The organism is Salinispora cortesiana, from assembly GCF_000484695.1.
GTDB lineage: Bacteria > Actinomycetota > Actinomycetes > Mycobacteriales > Micromonosporaceae > Micromonospora > Micromonospora cortesiana.
In genome coordinates this window covers 1-19,804 of record NZ_AXVR01000064.1, presented here as the reverse complement: position 1 = coordinate 19,804, position 19,804 = coordinate 1, and the positions used below count along the sequence as shown (strand labels likewise).

At 69.1% G+C, this 19,804-nt stretch carries 20 protein-coding genes and 2 pseudogenes; 3 read left to right on the top strand and 19 right to left on the bottom strand.

Annotated features, from left to right (window positions below; all coding sequences use genetic code 11):
* From K228_RS0120865 to K228_RS27590, 13 genes and pseudogenes are all read right to left on the bottom strand, one after another.
* A pseudogene (locus K228_RS0120865) lies at nucleotides 1-518 on the bottom strand (hypothetical protein); the annotation flags it as partial.
* The gene (locus K228_RS0120860; RefSeq protein WP_025620175.1) at nucleotides 515-3,283 is read right to left on the bottom strand and encodes an AfsR/SARP family transcriptional regulator; all 2,769 of its coding nucleotides are present in this window, start codon (nucleotides 3,281-3,283) and stop codon (nucleotides 515-517) included. The gene K228_RS0120860 and the pseudogene K228_RS0120865, both read right to left, overlap by 4 nt.
* A 20-nt stretch (nucleotides 3,284-3,303) precedes the next feature.
* Nucleotides 3,304-3,756 (bottom strand): pilus assembly protein TadG-related protein, encoded by a 453-nt coding sequence (locus K228_RS0120855; protein WP_025620174.1) that lies wholly within the window; start codon nucleotides 3,754-3,756, stop codon nucleotides 3,304-3,306.
* Nucleotides 3,753-4,238 (bottom strand): TadE/TadG family type IV pilus assembly protein, encoded by a 486-nt coding sequence (locus tag K228_RS0120850; RefSeq protein WP_018828837.1) that lies wholly within the window; start codon nucleotides 4,236-4,238, stop codon nucleotides 3,753-3,755. The genes K228_RS0120855 and K228_RS0120850 overlap by 4 nt, the downstream gene beginning before the upstream one ends.
* Nucleotides 4,235-4,723, bottom strand: coding sequence for a TadE/TadG family type IV pilus assembly protein (locus K228_RS25925; RefSeq protein ID WP_029723820.1), 489 nt, complete (start codon nucleotides 4,721-4,723; stop codon nucleotides 4,235-4,237). Before K228_RS25925 ends, K228_RS0120850 begins: the two co-directional genes overlap by 4 nt.
* Nucleotides 4,724-4,726: 3 nt before the next feature.
* On the bottom strand, nucleotides 4,727-4,918 hold the full coding sequence (locus K228_RS0120840) for a hypothetical protein (protein WP_025620172.1): 192 nt from the start codon (nucleotides 4,916-4,918) through the stop codon (nucleotides 4,727-4,729).
* Nucleotides 4,919-4,957: 39 nt separating this feature from the next.
* Complete coding sequence (locus tag K228_RS0120835; protein WP_018828835.1) at nucleotides 4,958-5,854, bottom strand: type II secretion system F family protein; 897 nt, start codon at nucleotides 5,852-5,854, stop codon at nucleotides 4,958-4,960.
* Entirely contained in the window at nucleotides 5,851-6,756 is a 906-nt protein-coding gene (locus K228_RS0120830) for a type II secretion system F family protein (protein WP_018828834.1), read from the bottom strand. The genes K228_RS0120835 and K228_RS0120830 overlap by 4 nt, the downstream gene beginning before the upstream one ends.
* A complete protein-coding gene (locus K228_RS0120825; RefSeq protein ID WP_018828833.1) occupies nucleotides 6,744-8,162 on the bottom strand; it encodes a TadA family conjugal transfer-associated ATPase in 1,419 nt (472 codons plus the stop codon). The genes K228_RS0120830 and K228_RS0120825 overlap by 13 nt, the downstream gene beginning before the upstream one ends.
* Nucleotides 8,162-8,965, bottom strand: a complete 804-nt coding sequence (locus tag K228_RS0120820; protein ID WP_018828832.1) for a hypothetical protein — start codon at nucleotides 8,963-8,965, stop codon at nucleotides 8,162-8,164. Before K228_RS0120820 ends, K228_RS0120825 begins: the two co-directional genes overlap by 1 nt.
* A gap of 1 nt (nucleotide 8,966) precedes the next feature.
* Nucleotides 8,967-9,557, bottom strand: a complete 591-nt coding sequence (locus tag K228_RS0120815) for an SAF domain-containing protein (RefSeq protein WP_018828831.1) — start codon at nucleotides 9,555-9,557, stop codon at nucleotides 8,967-8,969.
* 159 nt (nucleotides 9,558-9,716) lie between these two features.
* Nucleotides 9,717-10,640: a hypothetical protein gene (locus K228_RS0120810; RefSeq protein WP_025620171.1), complete on the bottom strand. Its 924-nt coding sequence runs from the start codon at nucleotides 10,638-10,640 to the stop codon at nucleotides 9,717-9,719.
* Nucleotides 10,634-11,002 (bottom strand): hypothetical protein, encoded by a 369-nt coding sequence (locus K228_RS27590; protein ID WP_080643094.1) that lies wholly within the window; start codon nucleotides 11,000-11,002, stop codon nucleotides 10,634-10,636. Before K228_RS27590 ends, K228_RS0120810 begins: the two co-directional genes overlap by 7 nt.
* 494 nt (nucleotides 11,003-11,496) lie before the next feature.
* On the opposite strand from K228_RS27590, the gene K228_RS0120805 reads away from it, so the two are divergent.
* The 3 genes from K228_RS0120805 (at nucleotide 11,497) to K228_RS0120795 (ending at nucleotide 13,008) form a co-directional block, all read left to right on the top strand.
* Nucleotides 11,497-11,823 (top strand): hypothetical protein, encoded by a 327-nt coding sequence (locus tag K228_RS0120805; RefSeq protein ID WP_025620170.1) that lies wholly within the window; start codon nucleotides 11,497-11,499, stop codon nucleotides 11,821-11,823.
* A gap of 169 nt (nucleotides 11,824-11,992) precedes the next feature.
* Nucleotides 11,993-12,325 carry a winged helix-turn-helix transcriptional regulator gene (locus K228_RS27585; protein ID WP_342667129.1) on the top strand — a complete coding sequence of 111 codons (333 nt, stop codon included), beginning with the start codon at nucleotides 11,993-11,995 and terminating at the stop codon, nucleotides 12,323-12,325.
* The gene (locus K228_RS0120795) at nucleotides 12,322-13,008 is read left to right on the top strand and encodes a prepilin peptidase (RefSeq protein ID WP_018823733.1); all 687 of its coding nucleotides are present in this window, start codon (nucleotides 12,322-12,324) and stop codon (nucleotides 13,006-13,008) included. The genes K228_RS27585 and K228_RS0120795 overlap by 4 nt, the downstream gene beginning before the upstream one ends.
* Before the next feature lie 82 nt (nucleotides 13,009-13,090).
* Here the strand turns inward: K228_RS0120795 and K228_RS0120790 are convergent, their stop codons facing one another.
* The 6 genes and pseudogenes from K228_RS0120790 to K228_RS27570 all read right to left on the bottom strand — a co-directional run.
* On the bottom strand, nucleotides 13,091-13,867 hold the full coding sequence (locus tag K228_RS0120790) for a thiopeptide-type bacteriocin biosynthesis protein (RefSeq protein WP_018823734.1): 777 nt from the start codon (nucleotides 13,865-13,867) through the stop codon (nucleotides 13,091-13,093).
* On the bottom strand, nucleotides 13,864-14,937 hold the full coding sequence (locus K228_RS0120785) for a lanthionine synthetase C family protein (protein ID WP_018829331.1): 1,074 nt from the start codon (nucleotides 14,935-14,937) through the stop codon (nucleotides 13,864-13,866). The genes K228_RS0120790 and K228_RS0120785 overlap by 4 nt, the downstream gene beginning before the upstream one ends.
* Nucleotides 14,934-17,675, bottom strand: a complete 2,742-nt coding sequence (locus tag K228_RS0120780; protein ID WP_018829332.1) for a lantibiotic dehydratase — start codon at nucleotides 17,673-17,675, stop codon at nucleotides 14,934-14,936. The genes K228_RS0120785 and K228_RS0120780 overlap by 4 nt, the downstream gene beginning before the upstream one ends.
* 61 nt (nucleotides 17,676-17,736) lie before the next feature.
* The gene (gene fxlA / locus K228_RS27580) at nucleotides 17,737-17,871 is read right to left on the bottom strand and encodes an FxLD family lanthipeptide (protein WP_018823737.1); all 135 of its coding nucleotides are present in this window, start codon (nucleotides 17,869-17,871) and stop codon (nucleotides 17,737-17,739) included.
* 18 nt (nucleotides 17,872-17,889) lie between these two features.
* The gene (fxlM, locus tag K228_RS0120770) at nucleotides 17,890-19,086 is read right to left on the bottom strand and encodes a methyltransferase, FxLD system (RefSeq protein WP_018829333.1); all 1,197 of its coding nucleotides are present in this window, start codon (nucleotides 19,084-19,086) and stop codon (nucleotides 17,890-17,892) included.
* A 595-nt stretch (nucleotides 19,087-19,681) separates the two neighbouring features.
* Nucleotides 19,682-19,804: pseudogene (locus K228_RS27570) on the bottom strand (GPP34 family phosphoprotein); the annotation flags it as partial.

The following is a 19,804-nucleotide window of genomic DNA, read 5'->3' as shown; positions in this document are numbered from 1 at the left end:
AGGCCGTAGTCGGGGGCGGTGTCGGCGAGTTTGCCGGCCGCGCGGAGGGCGTCTCGGCGGCGGGCGGCGGCGTGCAGCATCCACAGGGCGTATGCGGAGCTGGACAGGACACCGAACACGGCGGCCCAGTACAGGTCTGGCCAGTGCCCGGTTACCTGGATACCGACCGCGACGGCGGCGACCGCGGTCGAGAACGCACGTAGGCCGTAGGCGCGTTCACCGAGGCGCATCCGTTCGTCGGCCATCGCGGCGAGGGCCATCGCCAAGAGTTCCAGGCACAGCGCGAACGGCAGCACCAGGAGTACCCGGACCGGGACCGGCGCGGCGGGCGACCAGGACAGGTGCTCGAGGGCGACCCAGGTCTGACCGATCACGGCGCCGGTGACGGCCACGGCATAGAACGGGTACGCCCACCGCGCTGACCAGCCTGCGCTGCCGTCGCTCGACGGTCGCCTGCGGCCCGGGTGGGCGGCGGTGTCGTGGTTGGCCTGGAGCTGAGTGTCCGGGCTGTCGGTCATCTGCGGTCCCCGGCGGTGGTGGGCTGGAGTTGGCGTGCGGCGACGCGGCGGGTGGCCTCGGATGGTTCGGCGCCACCCAACTCGGCGAGGCAGTGCTCGAGGCGGCGTAGGGTGCGCCGCACGGCGTCGGGTCGTCCGGCGCGGCCATGGATGCGCATGATCCGCTGGTACAACTCCTCGTTGACCGGGTCGAACTCCAGCGCACGTTCCAGCGCGGCTACCGCCTGGTCCGGGTGATCGGTCTCGGTGATTTCAGCGATGCGGGCGAGCGCGGACAGGATCTGGTGCCGGTAGGTCGTGGCGTGGTCGCCGATCCAGGGATGGTCGCCGCCGTCGGCGAAGTCACCCCGATACCACTCGACTGCCTCCCGCAGCGCGGCGAGCGCGGCGGTGTCGTCTTTGGCCCGATTGGCGCGCTCGATGGTGGTGAGCATCTGCCACAGGTCCACGGCGATCAGTGCGGGGTCGAGGTGATAGCGGCTGGTCGCCGGGTCGTAGACGACGAACATGGCCTCTGTGCCGGTGGCGGCGCGTAGCACTCGCCGGATGGTGCTGATGTCGGTGCGGATGCGTTTGCCGGAGGTGCTCGGGTCGGTGTCGGGGTGCAGGTCGGCGGAGAGCTGGTCGAGGGTCCGCCCGCTCGGGTGAACGGCCAGAGATGCGAGGACGGTGTAGGAGCCGCTGCGCATCCCGGTGGTTACCGGCCCGGTGTCTGCGTCGATGAGGACTGGGCCGAGGACTCGCAGCCGCACCGGGGCCGCCGGCTGGGCGGGGATCAGCGGGGCCGCCTCGGTGGTGGCCGCCTGGTCGGCTGCGTGTTTCGGGGCGGGGTCGAGGTCGATGTCGTGGCCGGGTTCCGGACGCGCGGCGGCGTCGGTGAGCATGGCGAGAACGGCGGCGAGATCGCCAGCGGTGAGGGTGGATAGCCGTAAGGTTTCCGTCGCCTCACCGCCGCCGGTGGTGGTGCCGTCGGCGGTGATCTCGATGGTGGGGATGCCGTCTAGCGGGCCGAGGGCGACCGGATGCAGGTCTAGGGCTGGGCGGTGCGCGCCGACAGCGCGGAGGCGGGCGGTGTGCCGACTGGTGGCTTCGATGAGTAGCACGTACCGGGGTTGGGTTTCGGCATGGTCGGTGCGGGTGTTCAGTGCGGTGATGGAGTCCAAGTCGAAGGTGTCCAGCAGCCGACGCCGCATGATCATTTCTTCTTCGGCGTGGGTGATGGCCGCGGCGGCGTCGGAGAGAACGATGAGGCGTTCCCCGTCGTAGCTGGTGCTGTCGGGGTCAAGCCCGACCAGGGGCGCTCCTTCGGGTAGCAGCCGGGTGAGGATCTCGGCGGTCGTGACCACCAGGGGTCGCGTCTCGGCGCTCTGTGTGGCGCCGGTGCTCAGCGTGGCGGCCAGCAGCGCGCGGGCGGCTGGTTCAGCGCCGTCACCGGTAAGGGCCAGACCGGGGCCGGGTAGGTCGAACAGATTCACCTCGCCCCCGTCGGCGTCGAGGCCGATCGGTGCAGTGGGCCGGTCTGTCTCGTCGTCGGTGGAGCGGTCACTGGCGGCGACCACGTCGATCGGGGCGAGGCACGCGGGTACCGGGGTGGGCTGCGCGGTGATGCGGGTCGGGATAGGGAAGCGCAACCGGGCGTGGCGGCGCCGTTGCAGGCGAAGCAGAGTCGCTACGGCGGCGATCAGCGCGGCTAGGCCGAGGCTGACCCACCCGTGCGAGGGCAAGCGGATCCCCGCCTCATCGTGGTCACTTGTGGTTTCGTGGTCGTGCTCGGTTGTGCTGGTCTCGGCCGCTGGTGTGCTGTTCGCACCCGCGTCGGTGCTTGGCTCGGAGGTGGTGTCGGCCGGCTCGTCTGTGGTCTGCCCGTCCGGCTCGGCGGGGCCCGGGTCACTCGCGGTGGGGTCGCTCGGGGCCGGCTGGACGGGTGTGGTGTCGCGGGCGGGTAGGGCGAGGATCCACCCGATGTGGATTTCGTCGGGGTCGGTCAGCGAGTAGCCGTTGGCTTGTTGGTGGCCCCGGTTGAGGGTGTAGATCTCGCGCCATCGGTGCGGGTCGCCGAGCGTGTGCTCGGCCAGTTTCCACAGGTTATCCCCAGCCGCGACTCGGTGGATTCCGCCGGGGGCATCTCGCGCCCACGCAGGTACGTCGCGGTCGTCGTGCACAGCAGAGGCGAGCGCGGGCCGCGTGGTGGGGGTGTCGGTGTGCATGGTGATGGCCGGGCGGGGGCCGGCGTGCACGATAGGGGCGGTGGTTCCCGGCCGTGCCGGGGCGACCGCGACGGCCGGGCGATGGGCGGCGGCGTCAGTAGCCGCCGCCGTTGCGCTGGCACCGGTGGGGCCGGTGATGGTGCGGGCGGCGTCGATGAGGACCGCTCCGGCGATGGCGCCGACGAGCACGGCGGCGACCCATCGGATCGGTCCTCGTCCGGGTGCTGGTGGGCGGGGTCGGCCGCGTCGGATGGCGGCAGCATGCACGCTGGCCTCGATTATCTCGACGGCGACGTGCCGGATGAAGACACCCCACAACGCCCAGCCGATCGAGGCGATCAGGCTTAGCAGCGTCTGGTCTGACCAGGTGGTTGTCACCGCGTCGGCCATGTCCGCGAGGGCGGGTAGGTCGGTGGGGTGGGGCCAGCCGATCCAGGCGAGGGGCCAGCCGGCAGAGGCGGTCAGCAGCCACGGCACTGCGGCGACGGCGCCGGCCAGAGCAGCGAGGGCGGTCACGGCCCGCAGTAGCCGCCCGACTGTGGCGAGGACGCGCACCATGCTCAGACTCTCCTCACGGGTTAGGTGTTGGGGCCGGTGACGCCCTGCACAGCGGCCGCGGTGGCCGAGGCCGACATGTTCAGGGTTTGCACGCCGACGATCTGCAGCAGTTGCGTGTGGCTGCTCCGCCGCACGGTCACCGTGACGGTGGTGGCGGTAGCAGAGACGTCCCCGTCGACTCCGGCGGAGGCCAGCCACGACCGGGCGGTAGAGGCGGCACGGGTGGTGTCGAGTTGGGTGACCCCGCGGGTGCGGTAGGCGTAGAGGTCGAGTTGCTGTGCCCCGGCGCGGGCGGCGGCCTGCGCGGTGTCCAGGGCCTGCACCTTCGCGGAGATCGCCAGACCCGCATCGAGGACAAGCCCGGCCACCGCGAGCAGCGCGACGGCGAGCAGCACCACGAACGGTGTCACCTGCCCGGAGTCTCGACCAGCGCCGGACAGCCGCCGGGCGAGGGCACATACACGCGACGTCATGAGGCGGTTCCTCTCCACTGGTCAACGGGGGACGTCGCGGTCGATTCCACGGTTCGGCTACCTGGCACGCCGAGGAGGACCAGATCAGCGAGGCGGACCTGGCAGGAGACAGTGACGGTGACGGCTCCTCCCGGCCGCAGTCCGCCGGTGTGGACGGTCACGGTGGTGTTTTGACAGGTAACGCCTCGGGCGGCGAGAGAGTCCTGGGCGGTGCGCTGCGCGTCGGCGACGGCGGCGGCTTGGTCGCGGGCGATCGATCCGGACCTGGCACCGCTACTCGCGGCGGCGTCAACGTCGATTTGCGCCGCCGCCAACCGCCCGCACAGCACCACGAACAGCAGGAACATGACCAACAGCGGTGCGAGCAGCGCCATCTCGGCGGTACTCGACCCGCTATCGGCGGTGGTCGTCAGCCATCGCCGCCGCATGGCGACGGCCACGCGAAGCCGGGTCAACACGGCACCCGGTGTGAGACCGGTCATGTAGTGCTCCCGGGGGCGGTCCACCGCTCGACCGGGCGCACCACTACGGCGGTGACTCGCCACGAGATACCGGGGATCACGGTGGCCGCCTTGCCGTGGATCTCCACCCGCACATCGGTGGCGGTGCGGGTAACCGACACCGACGGACTCTTGAGTACGCCGCTGCCGATCGCGGCGAGGGTGTCGCCGCCGGCAGCCTTGCCGGCGGCGGCACTGGACTCGTAGGCGGCGGCGGTGCTCGCCGCCCGGCTGGCGGCGGCCTGCGCCACGTGAGTGGCGTGCCACCATACTCCGGCCTGGATGACGAGCATGACGATGAGCAGCAGCAGGGGCATGGCGATGACCAACTCGGCTGTTGCCGCGCCCGCGTCCCGGCGGCCGGCAACACGCCGCCACCGGGCACGCAAACATCGCCCGGCCTCGCCGCGCGCCGAGCAGGAGCGGGGCACGGAAGTGCGGCTTCCCTTGGCAGTCACCGTGGGCATGAGTTAACCGAGGTCGATGCTGTTGGCCTTGCCGGTGACCTTCGTGGCGATGATGGCGATGACCGCGATAGCCAGGACCACCAGCAGTGCGGTGACAAGGACGGCCTCGGTGGAGTAGCCGCCGTCGCGGGTGTCGCGTACCTGCTTCCAGCGGTGGTGGATCTCAGCGGTCAGGTAGCTCAGCAGGGCGGACATGAAGTGAACCTCCTTCGGGCCGGTGAACGGGCGGACGTTTTAGAGTCCGCCGAGCACAGCGGCGAGAGCGGGATAGCCGAGAAAGATCAGGAAACCGCCGAACAAGGCCACGATGGGCAGGCTCATCCGTTCGGTGGCGGCGTTGGCGGCTCCTTCGGCGTCGGTCAACTGGCGCTCTCGCATCGCTATCGCGCGGGAGCGCAGCGAGGAGCGCACCCGTGCGCCTTCGGTGCCGGCCATGCCGACGGTCGCGGCGAGTTGCTGCAATTCGGCGACGGCGAGGCGTTGACCGAGGACGGCGAGGATGTCCCACGGCGGTACCCGGGCTAGCCGGGCCTCGGTCAGCGCGTACCGCAGCTCGGCGTAGGCGGGGCCGGAGCCGACGGCGGCGGCTTCATCGAGGGCCTGGTCGACACCGGATCCGGCGGCGAGGCTGATGACGACCAGATCCAGGAACGAGCTGAGAGCGTCGCGGAACGCCGCCCGGTGCTTCGCGGCATCACTGCGCACTGACAGTTCCGGGGCCAGGAACCCGGCCACGCCCAGGATCAGCGACGCGGCGGCCGGCATGGTGAGCCCCGGTGTCACCCCGGCGAAGGCGAGCAGGGCGGTAAGCACCGGCGGGAGGAGGAAACCGAAAGCGGTGGCGGTGGCCTGCTCGGCGAGGTGCACGTCGATTGGCTTGTCCACCGTCGCCAGGTCGCGGCGGGTGCTGGACAGGGGCAGGCCGGCGCGGCGTAGCCACCGTGCCGCAGGTCGCCCCCACCGCCCAGCCCACCCGGCGGCAGCCTCGCCCGGGTGGGCGTGGGTGTGGTGGGCCTGCCGGTACGGGGCGTCGAGGGCTTTGTCGAGGCGGGGCGGACGCGGCGCGAAGCCGATGACGATAAGCCACAGCCCCAGGCCAGTGCCGGCGCCGAACAGCAGGATCTCGGTCATCGCGGCACCACCGCCTCAGTCCCAGCCGAATCTGCGACGCCCTGCAAAATCCGACTCGTGTCCCGGTCACTCATGAGGTGCGCGAGCCATACGAACGCGAACCCGAAACATCCGCCGGCCAGCAGGAGGACAAGCTGCCCTGCGGCGGTGTCAAACGGTGCCAGGTAGCCCCGGTTGATCAGGGTGAGGATGCCAACCATGGCGAGGGTGACGCCGACGATGACCCGGGCCGAGGTGCGGTTGCGGTTGCGGCCGGCGGCGATACGCTGCCGGGACGCGACTTTGGCGCGGGCGGAGGCGGCCAGCTCGCCGAGGACATCGCCGAGTTGCCCGGCGCTGCCGCGTGCGGCCATAAGTAGGCCGGCGACGACGAGGTCGGCGGTCGGGTCGGCCAGCTCGGCGGCGAAGGCCCGTAGAGCGGCGGGGAGTCGCCACCCGCGTTGCAGGCGGGTGGCCAGGCGGTTCACCTCGTCGCGGATCGGCTCCGGGGACTCGATGGCGCTGGTGGTGATGGCCTGTTCCAGTCCGGCCGCGCCGGACAGGCTGTCGCGCAACGCCTCGGTCCAGGTCGCGATGGCCTCGATCCGGGCGACCCGGCGGGCGTGGTCACGGTCCGGGCCGATGACCGCCGGCAGGACCCACACCCCGACGGCGGACAGGGCCGCCGCGACCGGCCAGCGGGTCACCACGGCCACGACCACGGCAACGGCCAGACACACAGCCACCCGCCGCCGGTCAACCCGGTCATGCCCCGGTGTGAACCTCGACAGCAACGAGTCTGCGTCGAGGTCCGCGGGCCCGTTGTCCCGCCCGGACAAGCCGACGGCTACCAGGACCATCCCGAACGCGGTTCCCAACCCCAGCAGCGCGGCGAGGGGCACGGTCAACGTCATGACGTCCACCCACCACCCGGGGCGGTACGGGCCTCGTCCAACAGGCGGGGGTCGAAACCGGCCCCGGCGAGGGTGGACAGCAGCCCGGTCGACGGCGGCGCCGCCGGGACTGCCCGCCCGTCGCGGTCGGGCCGGAACACCTCATTCGAGGCAACGGACAAGCCGTCGGCGTCCACAACCTCCCGCACGGACGTGACGACTCGTCGGCCGGTGTCGGTGAGTCCGAGGTGCACCACCAGGTGCACGGACTCCGCCACCAGCAGGTTTGTAGTGGCCGGATCGAGGCGTTCCGGTGACTGTGCCGCATACAGGGCGAGCTTGCGGAACACCCCGGCCGACGACGAAGCGTGGATGGTGCCCAGTGAGCCGTCGTTGCCCTGGCTCATGGCGTTGAGCATCGGGATCACCTCGTGACCCCGGACCTCCCCGACGATCACCCGGTCCGGCGACATCCGCAAACCGGAGCGGAACAACATGGACATGTCGATGGCGCCTTCGCCCTCGACGTTGGCCTCCCGTGACTGCAAAGGCACCACATCCGGATGCAGCGTCTTGTCCGCGTCCAGGGCCAGCTCGTAGGTATCCTCGATCGTCACGATCCGCTCGCCCGGCGCGATCACCGACGCGAACGCCCGCAGGAGGGTGGTCTTACCCGCACCGGTACGCCCCGCCACAAGGGTGTTGAGCCGCACCCTGACGGCGGCGGCGAAGAACTCCCGCAGCACCGGATTGACAGTGCCGAGCTGCTCCAGATCAGCCAGGGTCACCTTGATGTAGTGGTGCCGACGAATCGACAGCGCTGGCCGCCGGGTCACCGACATGATCGCGTGTAAACGGGAACCGTCCGCAAGCGCAAGATTCAGCACCGGCGACGCCCGGTCCCACCGCCGCTCCTCACCACTTTCACCGCCGGTCTCGGCCCGCCCGGCGTCAGCTGCGAGGCGACGAATCAGCGCCACCATGTCCGCATCCGAATCGGCGATCGGAGCGACCTGCACCCGACTACCGTCGGTGTACCGGACGAAAACCTGGTCGAATCCGTTGGCGTGGATCTCCTCCACCCGCTCGTCGTTGAGCAGCGGCTGCAACCCGCCCGCCCCGAGCAGCATGTCAGCCACCGCCCGGCTCACCCGCGACTCCGCGTCTGGACGCAGGGGCGGCCGGCCGGCGTTCATTTCCTCCGTCGCATAGCCGTCCAGGGCGTCGGTGATCAGGCGGCGGGTCGTGGCCTCCCGCTCGGCGACCGGCATCACCGCACCCGTCGCGGACTCGTGCGCCCGAGTCGCGCGAGTCAACCGCTCGGCGACCTCACGGCGGACCCGGCGCACCACCGGAATTTCAGCGGCGTCGGCCGGTACCTCGGCCAACCCGTCACGGCGCTCACCTAACGACCGGGCCACCATCGGATGACTCATCAGGAAGCCTCCCGGCGGACATCGGCGGCCTCGGGGCCGGCGACCTGCAGTAGGGCGAGGTCATCAAGAAGGTCGGTGTACGCGCGCATCAGTGGCAGCCGCCGCCACCGCCGTCCCGCGACCATCTCCCCGCCCAGCACCGCCGCTGCCTTACCGTCAACCGGCAGCGGCCCCAGCACCCCAACCAAATCGGAGGCGGCAGCCAGCTCTTCGACAATGTGGGTGGTCAGCACACTGGCCACCTCGGCGGCCGGGTACATCCCACCGGCTGCGAGCAACACGGCTAGCTGGCCAGCGTTGACGTCAACCAGTTCAGCCAGGTATTCGCGTAGGTGGGCCACCTCGTCTGTGCGCGCTCTCGCCATGACGAGCACCACGTCGGCCAGACGCAGCAGCGGCCATACCGGGGAACCAGGAGCGAGCCGGCCGCAGTCGGCGACCACGAGCCGATCTGACGTGGTCAGTACCGACGCGCCGATACCAGTCAGCTCCGGCAGGGCGGCGCGAGTCTGCGCCCCGCCTGCCGGGGCCACCACCACCGGCACGGCCGTATCTCCGACAACGAGGGCCTGCTGGCCGGCGGCCAGCGCGCCCTGCGCATCGGTCGCGCCCCGGGCGGCAGCGGCCAGATCCACCAGACTCGGCGTCGCGGCGAGGTCGAGGCGGTACATCAGATCCCCGCCCGCCGGGTCACACTCCACCACCACCGGGCGCACGCGCGAAGGGGCCACGGCGGCCAACCCGAGCGCCGTCGTGGTCACGCCGGGACGACCCTTCACATAGGTCACCGCCACCAGCGGCATATCAGGCACCTCCCGCAGCGGTCTGCATCAGCATCACCCCGCCCGTCGAGGCCGCTGCCAACGTCGGTCCGTCAGCCTCGTCCAGCAGCACCGTCACCACCGTGGAGCCCTGCCCGTCCCCGGCGAGGTCTACCCCGAGCACCACCGCCGCCAGCCGAACCGGCGGGGTGCCCGCCGCGCTGGATGCGGGCACCGGCTGATCGCCGGGACCGGTCGGTGAGACGTACACCGCCACCCGCGCACCCGAAGCCAAACCCTGCGGGTACTGGCCCGGCTTCAACGCCAGTGACGCGGCGACCTTGCCCGGCGGCGGGAAGGCCGCCTCACCCACCAGCGATGGCGTGAGCAGCGTTCCCGGCACCAACGGCACGACCGCCGTCCGACCCACCACCGCCTCGGCCTGCCCGGCGGGAATCAACGCCACCTTCGGGTCCTGTGCGGCCGAGACCTGCGTCAGGTCAGCGGCCATGATCGTCTGACCTGCCGCCACCGACCGCGCCACCGCCAGCACCTGAATCCGGTCACCGAGACGCACCGCCCCGTAGGCGTAGCCCAGCACGCACACGATCACCAACAGACCGCCGAGCGCCATGAACGGCAACCGACGTCGACGCCTCGCCGCCCGCCACGGACCACGCCCCACACGCAACGTCGAGCGATCTTCCAACCCTGAATGGGGGCGCACGGAACCCAGCGCCATGACCAATGACCTCCCCGACGTGACGCGCCTACAGATGCCTTGCCTGGCGTGTTAGCCGCTGACGACCGCCTGAGACTCCTGGACCCGGGTCTGCACCTGACCGGTCGTCGTCAACCCCGACACCGTGCCGGACTGACCCGCCCCAGCCCAGGTCACCTCCCACGACACCGTCGCTGTCACCGCGTACACACCACCCGCAGCCCCCGCTGACGACTGTCGATACACATGCCCGCAGTCCGGCGACTCCTTCAGCGGATCAGTACCCGCCGTCCACGCCGTACCCGGCCCGTCACACGTCCGCGTCGTCCCGTCACCCAGCACCCACGCCACCGCCACCGGCCGCGCCGTCGCGGTCACACTCACCCCAGGAACCGACGCCGTCGCAGACTCCGACCGCCAAGACACCGGATCCAACGCCAACCACACCGGAAGATTCACCAACTGATCGCCCGACGGATTCATCCTGACCCGAACCTCGGGCAGGCTCAGCCGCGCCCGAGCCTGACGCGCCAGCACCTCCGGGGAGAGCACCGGCGGCGCGCCCGCGACCCACACCGGACCACCAAGGCCGGTGGTAGCTGCACCGTTGGTGCCATAGCAGACACGCTGATACCAGCCGCCCCCACCAGCAGGCTGACCACCGAGCGCCTCAATCGTCGACGGCGACGGATCAATCGGCTTGTAGTAGCAGCCATCCGCACCCGCCCAGCCACCGTGACGCTGACACGGAATCCGCTCACCCCCGGGATCACGACACATGCCGTCACCCCCCATGCCGCCGCCACTACCGCTGTCACCACCGCTGGGCTCTCCCGGTGTACCAGCGTTCACGTCACATACCGGCCGCGGATCATTCTTGGTGCACTGCACGCCTCCGGTGCCGTCGCCGGCCCAGGCTGGAGACGAGATCAGGGCGCTGGCAAGGAGTCCGCCGAGGATTACCAGGGGCAGCAATACGGTTCGCCGACCTAACATGTCCCCGACTCCTCCAAGATGAATGAGCTGACCTTCCAAGTGCTATCGGTCAGGACTACCGTCGCGGTGGTCCGGTGCTTGCCGCCGGGCTTGTCATCCCAAAGGCCGCCAGAAGACTTGTACTCCAGCCAATTCGTTGAATCAACGCAGTCCAGAACCGCCACCTCTGTCGGTGCTTGCGCGGGCTTAACCTCGGTCACCTTGGGATCTATGTCGAGATCACCCAACGTCACCTTGCCCTGATCGCGGTTGCTGTAAAGAGAACTGACGATCAACTTCAGCGCCTGGCCTGAGGCGTGAATACGCAAGTCCGGTGCATCTGGGTCAGACGTCTTGGCCGCTTCAACGAAGGCGCCCCACATGCCGCGGTAAGCCTCTAGCGCATCCTGACTAGCGACACCAGTCGGCTCAAGACTCGGCGTCGCCGACGTTAACGGGGGATCGCTCGGCGCACTCTCAGGGGTGGCAGATCCGCATCCTGCGATGAGCAAGGTCGGTACAACGACGAGACCAACCCAAACCGGGCGAGTGGACACCGGCATTACCTCCTAAGTCTTGTCGACTCCTATAGGAAGCCACACATGTGGCGCTGAGAATCGCCGCGCCAAGACAGCCGATTCAAGGTCACGATTCGTGTCTACACCCTTACCCCACAGGGGCCGCAAGGTCCGTACCTTCACGCACGCGCCATCGGCGGTGAGGGAAGCACGTACCGCCAGGTACGCATCCCGAGGTACGTACCAAGACGACATCACCCCCGTCACAGCAGCAGATCCGTCATATAGCCGACAGATCTGTTGGTATCACCCACGCGTACACTCTCCCAAACTTGTGGCCGTGAGAGAGGCGCACCGCGATGAGCGACCACGGACGCGTCGAACAAACACTCACGCTGCTCGCTAGGCCCGGCGTCTACGAAGTACTACACGCCATGCGCGGCGGCCCAGCCACGTTCGCCCGCCTCCACGCCGAAGCGCGCGAGGCGCTACCACTGCTGCGGGCGCTGTCCGCCGCAGGGCTCGTGATCAGCCCGCACAGCGGCAGCCTGGACATCGAGCCCCACGGGCAGACAGCTTTCTACCTGACCGCCAAGGGCGAGGCGGTCACCGGCCGCATCATCCGCCTCCGGCAGTCACTTGCCCCCCAGGCGGCCCGCCACAACGGACTACCTCGGACGCCGTAACGGCACAGCACTTGATCCACGGAGCGCGAGGCGAGGTGACATCTGAATGTCACTCCATATCGGACAGCAGTGCGGGGCAACCTACGAACAGGCTGGTCAACGTTGGTGCAGCCTCATACACTCGACCACCGCAGAGTAGCGCGCTCGTGACTGGGGGAGGTGAGTTGCGCTGACGAATGACCTCGAAACCATCTATAACCTGGCGAAACGAAAGCTCAATCGGGCCATCCTGACTGCACTTCAAGACGGTCCACTTCGGTACTCCCGGCTCCACCACGCCATATCAAAGGCCAGTACCGACGTCGTCCACGCCCGTACCCTGACCCGCACCCTCGGCCACCTGCAGGACCAGGGACTGGTCGAGCACCACCAGACCGATCAGGCCGCCGACTACCGCCTCACCAGCGCAGGCACCGAACTGGTCGACCTGCTGTCGGACCTAGGCCGCTGGACCCGCGCACACCGAACCTCAACACCACCCAGGGCGGCCAGTAAGCCGTGAACACCCTCACCGCGAGCGGCCTCGGCCTCGCGGGCGCGCTGGCCGGCATTCCGCTGTCCGCCATCGCGTACTCAGCGCCAGCACACGGCCGCCTCCACCTCCCCGAAGGCTGGTGGCACGGCGCACCCGCACGCCCACCAACCGTTGCCGCTGTCTCACTCCTGACCGGGGCTACCACCGCCGTCATCGGCGGCCTACTGCCGATGTCGGCCGCCTTGCCGGCGTACTGGCTCTTCGCCGTCGTCGGAGTGGGCCTAGCGATCATCGACATCCGTCGACGTCGCCTCCCGCATGTCCTGACCGGAACCTTGATGGCCGCCTGCTTGATCAGCTTCATCATGGCCACCGCCGTCAGCGGCAACCCCGCCCCGCTCCTGCGAGCGATCATCGCCGGGGCGACTACCACGACGACACTGGTGATCATCGCACTCTCATTGCCGGGACAACTCGGCCTCGGCGACGTGACCCTCGCGGGAGTAATCACGCTGAACCTCGGCTGGCTGAGCTGGCACACCGTCGCCCACGGCCTAATCATCGGCCTCGTTCTTCAATGCGTCCTAGGCTTCGCAGCGAGGGTGCGACCTCGTGGTCAGGTTGCATTACCGATGGGACCAGCGCTCCTCACGGGTTGGCTTTCCGCGATATCGGCTTACTGGTGGCTGCACCCTGGTCATCTCACGTAGAACGCGCAGATTGGAGGGTGTGGGTCGCTGTACCGGTCCTGTCTGGTCACCGTCGGTTCGCTCGCGCCGGCTGATGCCAGCATCACGAGGTGCCTCGGCCGTGGACATCGAAGATGGCTTTTTTCCCTGCGTGCGCCAGGGTTGCTTGGGTGGCGGCGGGGATGCCGATCCGGTTCCAGTGGAAGATCACGTGGAGCGCGATGATGGTGCGAATGCCGCGTGTGAGTCTGCCTGCTGCTCGCAGATGTTGGAGGTCGGTGCCTGCGGTGGTGAAGGTGGTGTGCCAGTCGTTGGTGGTGCGGGGGTTGCCGGTGAGGAGGTAGCGAACTTGGTGGGTGAACCGGTTCCAGGTGTGGGTGTCGGGTGGCTGGGTGGGGCGGGTGGCGCGGTGGTGGTGGACTCGTGCCCACACGTCGCCTTGCTCGTTGAGATCTAGGCCAGCGGCGCGCATGAGTGCGGTGCACAGGATGAGGGAGCGTTCCCGGCGGTCGGTGGGGTGCTGCTGGAGGTGGGTGAGTAGGTGGCGGCTGTCGTGGTGGAACAGGTCGTGCGCGATGTGCATGGCGTCGGGGCCACCGAAAGCGTGGGTTTCTGGCTCGTAGATGTCGGTGGTCCAGGTGACGTTTTGGGTTAGCCGGCGGCGTGCCTCTTCCTCGTCCGTGGTGGGGAGGTATCGCAGGCGCCAGGGTCCTTTGCGAATGAACCACCATGCGGTGATGAGGCCAGCGTCTTCGGCTGCGGGTAGGGCTTGGCTGAGGTGGGTGAGGGCGTGCTGTTCGCGTTCCTGCCGGCTGTGGCCGGGATAGGTGATGGTGATCTGTTTCCACGGGGTGTCTTCCACGATGACCTTCGCCGTCAAATCAGTAGGAGGCAGGTGTCCCAGGAGGTTGCTGTGGTGGCCGTGGTGGCCAGGTTGATGCCAGCTGCGCCGTCGAGCAGGCCGGCGGGTTCGTCGGCTGCGGGGGCGGTGGTGTGGTGTAGCTGGGCTAGTGGGGTAAGGGGTGTAGGGGTAAGGGCGTCGGCGGCGATGCGGCGGGCGGTGGCGAGGAGTCCGGCGGTGCCGTGGCAGAGGCCACGGTTGGGGAGTCGTGCGAGTTGTATCTGGTCGGTGGCACAGGCGGTGAACGCGGCCTCGGCGAGGCGCTGCCGACTGGTGTCGCCAAGTGCCTGCGCGGCGAGTTGGAGGGCGCGTGTGATTCCAGGGGTGCCGTAGCACCAGGATGGGCGTAGCGGCCTCCGCTGGGCCGGGGTCGCGTGGTGCAGCTCGGTGGCGGTGATGGTCTCGGGCCACCACGGCATCCCGTCAGTGTCTTGTTGCCAGGCGTCGAACCACCGGCAGATACGCGTGATCGCCTCGGTATGTCCGGGGACGGTGCTGCCGTCGCGGAGGGTGAGGGCGAGCAGGGCCAGCGGGCCGGTGACGCCGTGGGCCATGCCGAAGTTGCCGTGGCCGCCGGCCGGCGGTGGGGTGTGGTTGGGGCCGTTGCGGCACCACCAGCCGGGGAGCCCGTTGAGGGGTTCGGTGAGGCGTACGAGGTAGTCCAGGACCTGGCGCAGCAGATCGTGGTCTCCGAGGCGACGCAGGACGACGCCGAGGCCGGTCAGTCCGCGAATGAGGTCGTACTCGGCGTAGTGCGGCTTCTCGTTACGGTCGATGCGGCGGTGCGCGGCGTCCAGTCGTCGCCGGGTGATCGTGGCGGTGCCTGTGGCGGTGATCTCTCTGGCCTGTGTCAGCCTCGGGTGGTCGGTGGCGGTGAGGACGAACGCGACCGCAGGGGCACCGTAGAAGAGGCTGGCGCCGCCCGCGATGCTGACGCCACCGGTGCTGGCTTGGCGGATGGCGTCGCGGGCTGCGGGCCAGTTCCCGGTCTCGAGGTGGAGCAGGGCGATACCGGCCGCACCCTCGGCGAGGGACTGTCCTGGCCTCATGCCGGGTGCCTGACGTGGGCAGTGTGGGCGATCGTGCGGGCCAGCCGCAGGCAGTGCTGTTCGGAGGCGGTGTCGACGCCGATCATGCGGGCGTGGTGTAGGTGTAGCAGGTCACCGAGGATCTCGTTGGGGTCGAGCCCATCGGCTACGGCGAGCGGCCGGTAGGCGGCCAACGCTGCAGTCAGGTCCTTGTCCTGGTGTGGGGTTGCGGCGCGGTGGACCTGTGCGGGGTCCAGACGGGGGCCGCTGAGGCGTGGGAGGTGGGTGGCGAGCCAGGCCAGTCCGTTGCCGGTGAACCCGTCTGCGAGGGCGATCATGCCGGCGGCGGTGGTGGCCTGCCGGTCGCCGGTCAGCCGGGCCAGCACGGCGTGAGAGTCGGCGGCGAATACCGCCTCGGCGGCAGCGAGTGTGGTCCCGGTGCCGTGGCGGGTTTCAGGCCAGTAGGGGTGCAGGCTGTAGTCGTGGGCGATCGCGTGCGCGTGGAGGTCTGCCATCCAGTCGGCGATACGGCGGGCGGTGTCGGCGAACCGGTCGGCGTCGGCCAGGGGGATACGCAACCGCAGGTGCGGTTCCGGGTCGGGGTAGCGCAGAAACCACCAGCCCGGTGGAAGGTGATCGGCGGGGCGGGCGGCCAGGTCGGTCAGGATGGCGTCGACCCGGCCGTACAAGTGTGCCTCCAACCAGCAGGACAGTCCGGGCCAGTGTCGGATGGTGCTGGCGGGCCGGGCCGGTCGGGCCGGTTCAGTGTTCGACGGGTGGGTGAGGGTGAGCAGGATTTCGGTGGGCCGACTGTCTATCCAGCCCGCCGGACCGGGTGCTTCGGTGAGCACGGTGCGGGGATGCCGGTTGAGGTGGTCGCGTAGCACCGCCAGATGCGTGGGGTTGTCCAGGTCCAGGCGTAGCCGTACGTCTCCCTCGCCGATGAGCACCTGCTGCGGGATGCGCTGTTGGTTGTGGTGTCGCTGCCACGCGTCGCGCCACTGTGACCAGGTGGCGGTCCGGGTGGGCAGCACCGCGCGGTCGATGATCCAGCGGGCGGGGTGCAGAATGCTACGGCCGTGCCAGAGACGAGGCAGGAACGGCAAATCGGCCGCGTTGCCCCAGTCGAACCGGCTGCATGGCGCGTTCCACGCGGCCCAGATCTCGGTCAAGAAACGCATCAGCGGTTGTTGCAGGGACGGCAGCAGCACGCTGTTGCACAACAACGGTTCGACGGGCTGACCACTGGTCTGCGACACCAGCCACAGCCGGCGTCCGTCGCCGGTCACGGCCAGGTCCCGCACGGTGAACGGGGGTGCCGGGTGAAACTCGCCGAGGGGCAGCACCGGCAAAATCTTGGGGGTACGGGCCAGGGCCGTGAGCCGGGCGTCCAGCGGCGGTCCGGACAGTTGCACGGTGGTCGCGCCGGGCAGGGTGGTGGGCAGCTGATGGTAGACCTGCCGGAATTCGGCTGCTTCGGCAGGGGTGAGTAGGTGAATGAACCGGCCGGCAGCGACCCCGGCGTGCCGTGACCCGCTGAGTACCGTGAGGGTGAACACGCCGCGGTCCAGATCCCGCGCGGTGTCGGCGGCGAGAGCGAACCGCAGCTCGGTGTGTGGGATCGGCGGCCGGTCGTCATCGGCACGAAGCCGTTCGATCAAAGTGTTGTCGAGGACGACCTGCGCGCAGCCGTCCAGCGCGGACTGCTGCGCGAGTTGTCCGAGCAGCCGGTCACGGTCGGTATAGCCGGTGTGGGTGCGGCGGGGAGATCCCCGGTAGCCGGCCGGGAAACCCAGCGCAGTCAACACGTCATGCACCGGTACGGCGGCTCCCGGGCCCCACCGTGCGACAAACGCACGGTGATACTCGACCCATGCGGGTGCCGGCGGTGCAAGTGCCACCAGCACCGCTGCGGCTCGCTCAGCCTCGTGCAGCACCGCCGGGGGCAGCGTCACACGCGCATCAACACGAAGATCAACGGCTACCTGCTCGCCAGGGTCCGGCACCAGGTGGTCGCGGGCCGCATTCCCGGCGGGGTCAGTGACGGTCATCGCCGGCCGCAGGTTCGACAGCAGCACCCCGGTCCGCACGAGCCCGGCGAGCAGCCGCTCGGCTGTGGTCAAATCAGCAGACCCGGCGATCGCCGCAGCGAGATCGGAGAACCCGACCGGCGACCGAGCGGCACGAACCGCCGCCTGGACCGGCCCGGTCAGACCGACCTCAATGTCGCAGCGTCGACCGTTCACGGATCGGGCACACGGCAGCACCCACCGCCCCGCACGCTCGTAGCCCAACTGGTTCGTCACCACCTCAACAGCACGCAACGCGGCTAGGTCGTGCTCTGCCCGCCCGACATGCTCGGCGATGAACTCGCCATCCGGGCGAGTGACCACACGGTGGTCCTCCCCAAGGCGGACCGTGGTGTGGGCGCCGAAGCGCACCGGAGCGATCCCCGCGAAGACGCCGAAAGGAGTCGCCCGGGTAGTCCATCGCAGCACATAGTTGACCGCCGCCTGCGTCAGACGACGCAGGCGCTGCGGGCTCACCGGTTCCCCGGATACCGCCCGAGCGATCTGGTCAGCTAGCTCAGGAGCTGCCGTGGTGACGGCCGCCGCGAAGCGCGGCAGCTTCCACGTGGCGCCCAGCCACGTGAGCCACTGTTCCGGCTGCCCCGATACCAGGTCGGGCCAGTCAGGCAGGACCAGACTGGTCGGATAGGAGGCGATTCTGATCAGCGCCGCGCCAGGTTCTGATTTCATGATGCACCACCGAGATCAGGGGCCCGGCGCCTACCGACGCCGGGCCCGGAAACCGCAGGGCCTACTTGCCGGAGCAGGCGTTCGAGCCAGTGTTGCCGGAGCCGCACCCGTCGTCCGTGCTGCTGACATAGCCGTCGGCGTCCCCAGCGTCGACCAGAGTTACGTCCAGCTCGAAGGTCTCGTCGTACTCGTCCATGGTCTTCCCTTCCTTTCCTTAGGAGGTGAAGGTGATGGCCAGACGGCTGTGCCGCTTGTCCAACACCGTCCCGGCCGGCAGGTCGCCGTCGGGAGTACCAGCGGGCAAAACGTGCAGCACCGGCGAGGGAGTGCCCGCGTCCACCCAGGCACGCATCTGCTCGACCATCTGCCTGGCCGCCGCGTCCGCGTCGGGCCCGTGAGCGCGGGCGCCCAGGTCAAAACGGCTGTCGGTCCAGGTCAACTCGCCGCGATAGCAGAGCCCGCCCTTGCTCAGGATGGCGGGCGTGCCGAACCGCCACGCCGGGGCGACGACACCGGCGTCGATCGCCATCTGCTCGGCGGCGAGCACGACGAACTGCTGACCCTCGTCTGTACCACGGCAGGCCAGCCACAGGTCAAGGTCGGCCAGCACTGTGGCAGGTGGCAGGCTCATCCCAGCCCACGCCTGCGTTGACGGCGCTGACAGGAGACCGTTGACAGACTCCGGATCGACCTGCTGCTGGAGTTCGTCGAGCCGCAGTTCAACGCCAGGCGCGAGGTCGACATGCCGCACCTGGCTTACCCCAGTGCCCTGCATCGACACGAACCCACACAGTCGCTGACTGTGGCTCACCAGCCGATCACCCACCCGGCGCAGCGCCCACGACCGGGTCATCCCGAATGTGCGCAACGGCACCACCAGCACCCCGTCGTCGGTGAGCTGCGCGGCCCACGCCGGCGGAATGTCCCACGCCCCCACCGTCACGATGATCAAGTTGTAAGACCGGCCGGGCTGAATCGGCTGTGCCGCGTCGGCGCATACGACGCTCACCCGGTCGTAGCCGGTGGCCGAAAGGCAGGCGGTAGCCCGGTCCGTCACTTCGGAGTCGATATCCACAGTCGTGACGGACCCGTCCGGGCCGACCAACTCCGCCAGAAGAGCAGCGTTGTAACCGCCCGAGCCGATCTCCAACACGCTGCGCCCGCGCAGTCCGTCCACGGCGTCGGCGGCCTGATTCAGCATCTCTGAGATCAGAAACGGAGCCGACACCGAGCTGACTGCCTCGCCGTCGCTGGCCCGCTTGGTGACCACGGACCGATCCGCCAGATACGCCCGCTCCGCCGTGACGCCCGGTGTGAACCGATCACGCGGGACAGTCCGCAACGCCTGCTCCACCTCGGGCCGCATCCTCAACCCTTTGTCCTCATGATCAGCGACGAGCTGGTCGACCATCGCGTTGCGAAGACCGTCGCTAGTATCTATCGCATCGATACTCATGTACACATCACTCTCCCTTGTCATGTCAGGTCGCCTCATACTGGACGACCTGCTCGGGCGTCTATCCGGGGCCAGCGCGGCCTCGATGGCGCGTCATCGGCTCTTGAGCTGTGCATGCCGTGTGGGACCGGACGTCAACCCATCCCATACGCCGCAGAAACGATTCGGGGATTCCGACACTGTCTTCGAACCGGGTGATGCCGTCGGCATCACCGAGCGGCGTTCCCAAAAGACTTGGCGGACGTCTGCTCTCCGGCTGGAGTGCGTCGCCAGTGGAGAGCTTTCTCGCCCGGCGGGATGATCCCTTCCACAAGCCCCTCGCGGTCCTGCATAGCAGGATGTGGCCGGCGACGCCGTCCGGGTACGTCGGGTGGCGGGTAGTTGGCAACGCCAGCGGCGCTACCTCCCATGGTGCCGGAGTTCCATGTCATGACTATCTCCTCGTGGGTGTGAGGCCTGCCAGGGCTCGTGACGGGCGAGCCCGTCCGATCAGTGAGTTTTGGATATGGAAGACACGGGCTTAAGGGAGGTGTTGTGGTCCTGGGTGGGTCTATCGGTAGGTCGCAGTGGTGAGGTCGCCGATGGTGGTGTCCACGGCGGTGGTGATGGCCCGTACGGGCTGGTGGTGCTGGTTGGCTACGTTTAGTAGTCGGCCGGGTAGGGTGGCGGTGTC

Excerpts from the sequence above, each read along its gene's own strand:
- K228_RS0120840 (WP_025620172.1), bottom strand. The coding sequence starts at position 4,918 with ATGTCCGCCCTGCTGAGCTACCTGACCGCTGAGATCCACCACCGCTGG.
- K228_RS0120810 (WP_025620171.1), bottom strand. The coding sequence starts at position 10,640 with ATGTTAGGTCGGCGAACCGTATTGCTGCCCCTGGTAATCCTCGGCGGA.
- fxlM (WP_018829333.1), bottom strand. The coding sequence starts at position 19,086 with ATGGTCGACCAGCTCGTCGCTGATCATGAGGACAAAGGGTTGAGGATG.
- K228_RS0120850 (WP_018828837.1), bottom strand. The coding sequence starts at position 4,238 with ATGACCGGTCTCACACCGGGTGCCGTGTTGACCCGGCTTCGCGTGGCC.
- K228_RS0120815 (WP_018828831.1), bottom strand. The coding sequence starts at position 9,557 with ATGGCGCTCGGCGGTCTGTTGGTGATCGTGTGCGTGCTGGGCTACGCC.
- K228_RS0120785 (WP_018829331.1), bottom strand. The coding sequence starts at position 14,937 with ATGAGGCCAGGACAGTCCCTCGCCGAGGGTGCGGCCGGTATCGCCCTG.
- K228_RS0120805 (WP_025620170.1), top strand. The coding sequence starts at position 11,497 with ATGAGCGACCACGGACGCGTCGAACAAACACTCACGCTGCTCGCTAGG.
- K228_RS0120780 (WP_018829332.1), bottom strand. The coding sequence starts at position 17,675 with ATGAAATCAGAACCTGGCGCGGCGCTGATCAGAATCGCCTCCTATCCG.
- K228_RS0120860 (WP_025620175.1), bottom strand. The coding sequence starts at position 3,283 with ATGGTGCGCGTCCTCGCCACAGTCGGGCGGCTACTGCGGGCCGTGACC.
- fxlA (WP_018823737.1), bottom strand. The coding sequence starts at position 17,871 with ATGGACGAGTACGACGAGACCTTCGAGCTGGACGTAACTCTGGTCGAC.
- K228_RS27590 (WP_080643094.1), bottom strand. The coding sequence starts at position 11,002 with ATGTGGGGCGCCTTCGTTGAAGCGGCCAAGACGTCTGACCCAGATGCA.
- K228_RS0120820 (WP_018828832.1), bottom strand. The coding sequence starts at position 8,965 with ATGCCGCTGGTGGCGGTGACCTATGTGAAGGGTCGTCCCGGCGTGACC.
- K228_RS25925 (WP_029723820.1), bottom strand. The coding sequence starts at position 4,723 with ATGCCCACGGTGACTGCCAAGGGAAGCCGCACTTCCGTGCCCCGCTCC.
- K228_RS0120835 (WP_018828835.1), bottom strand. The coding sequence starts at position 5,854 with ATGACCGAGATCCTGCTGTTCGGCGCCGGCACTGGCCTGGGGCTGTGG.
- K228_RS0120855 (WP_025620174.1), bottom strand. The coding sequence starts at position 3,756 with ATGACGTCGCGTGTATGTGCCCTCGCCCGGCGGCTGTCCGGCGCTGGT.
- K228_RS0120825 (WP_018828833.1), bottom strand. The coding sequence starts at position 8,162 with ATGAGTCATCCGATGGTGGCCCGGTCGTTAGGTGAGCGCCGTGACGGG.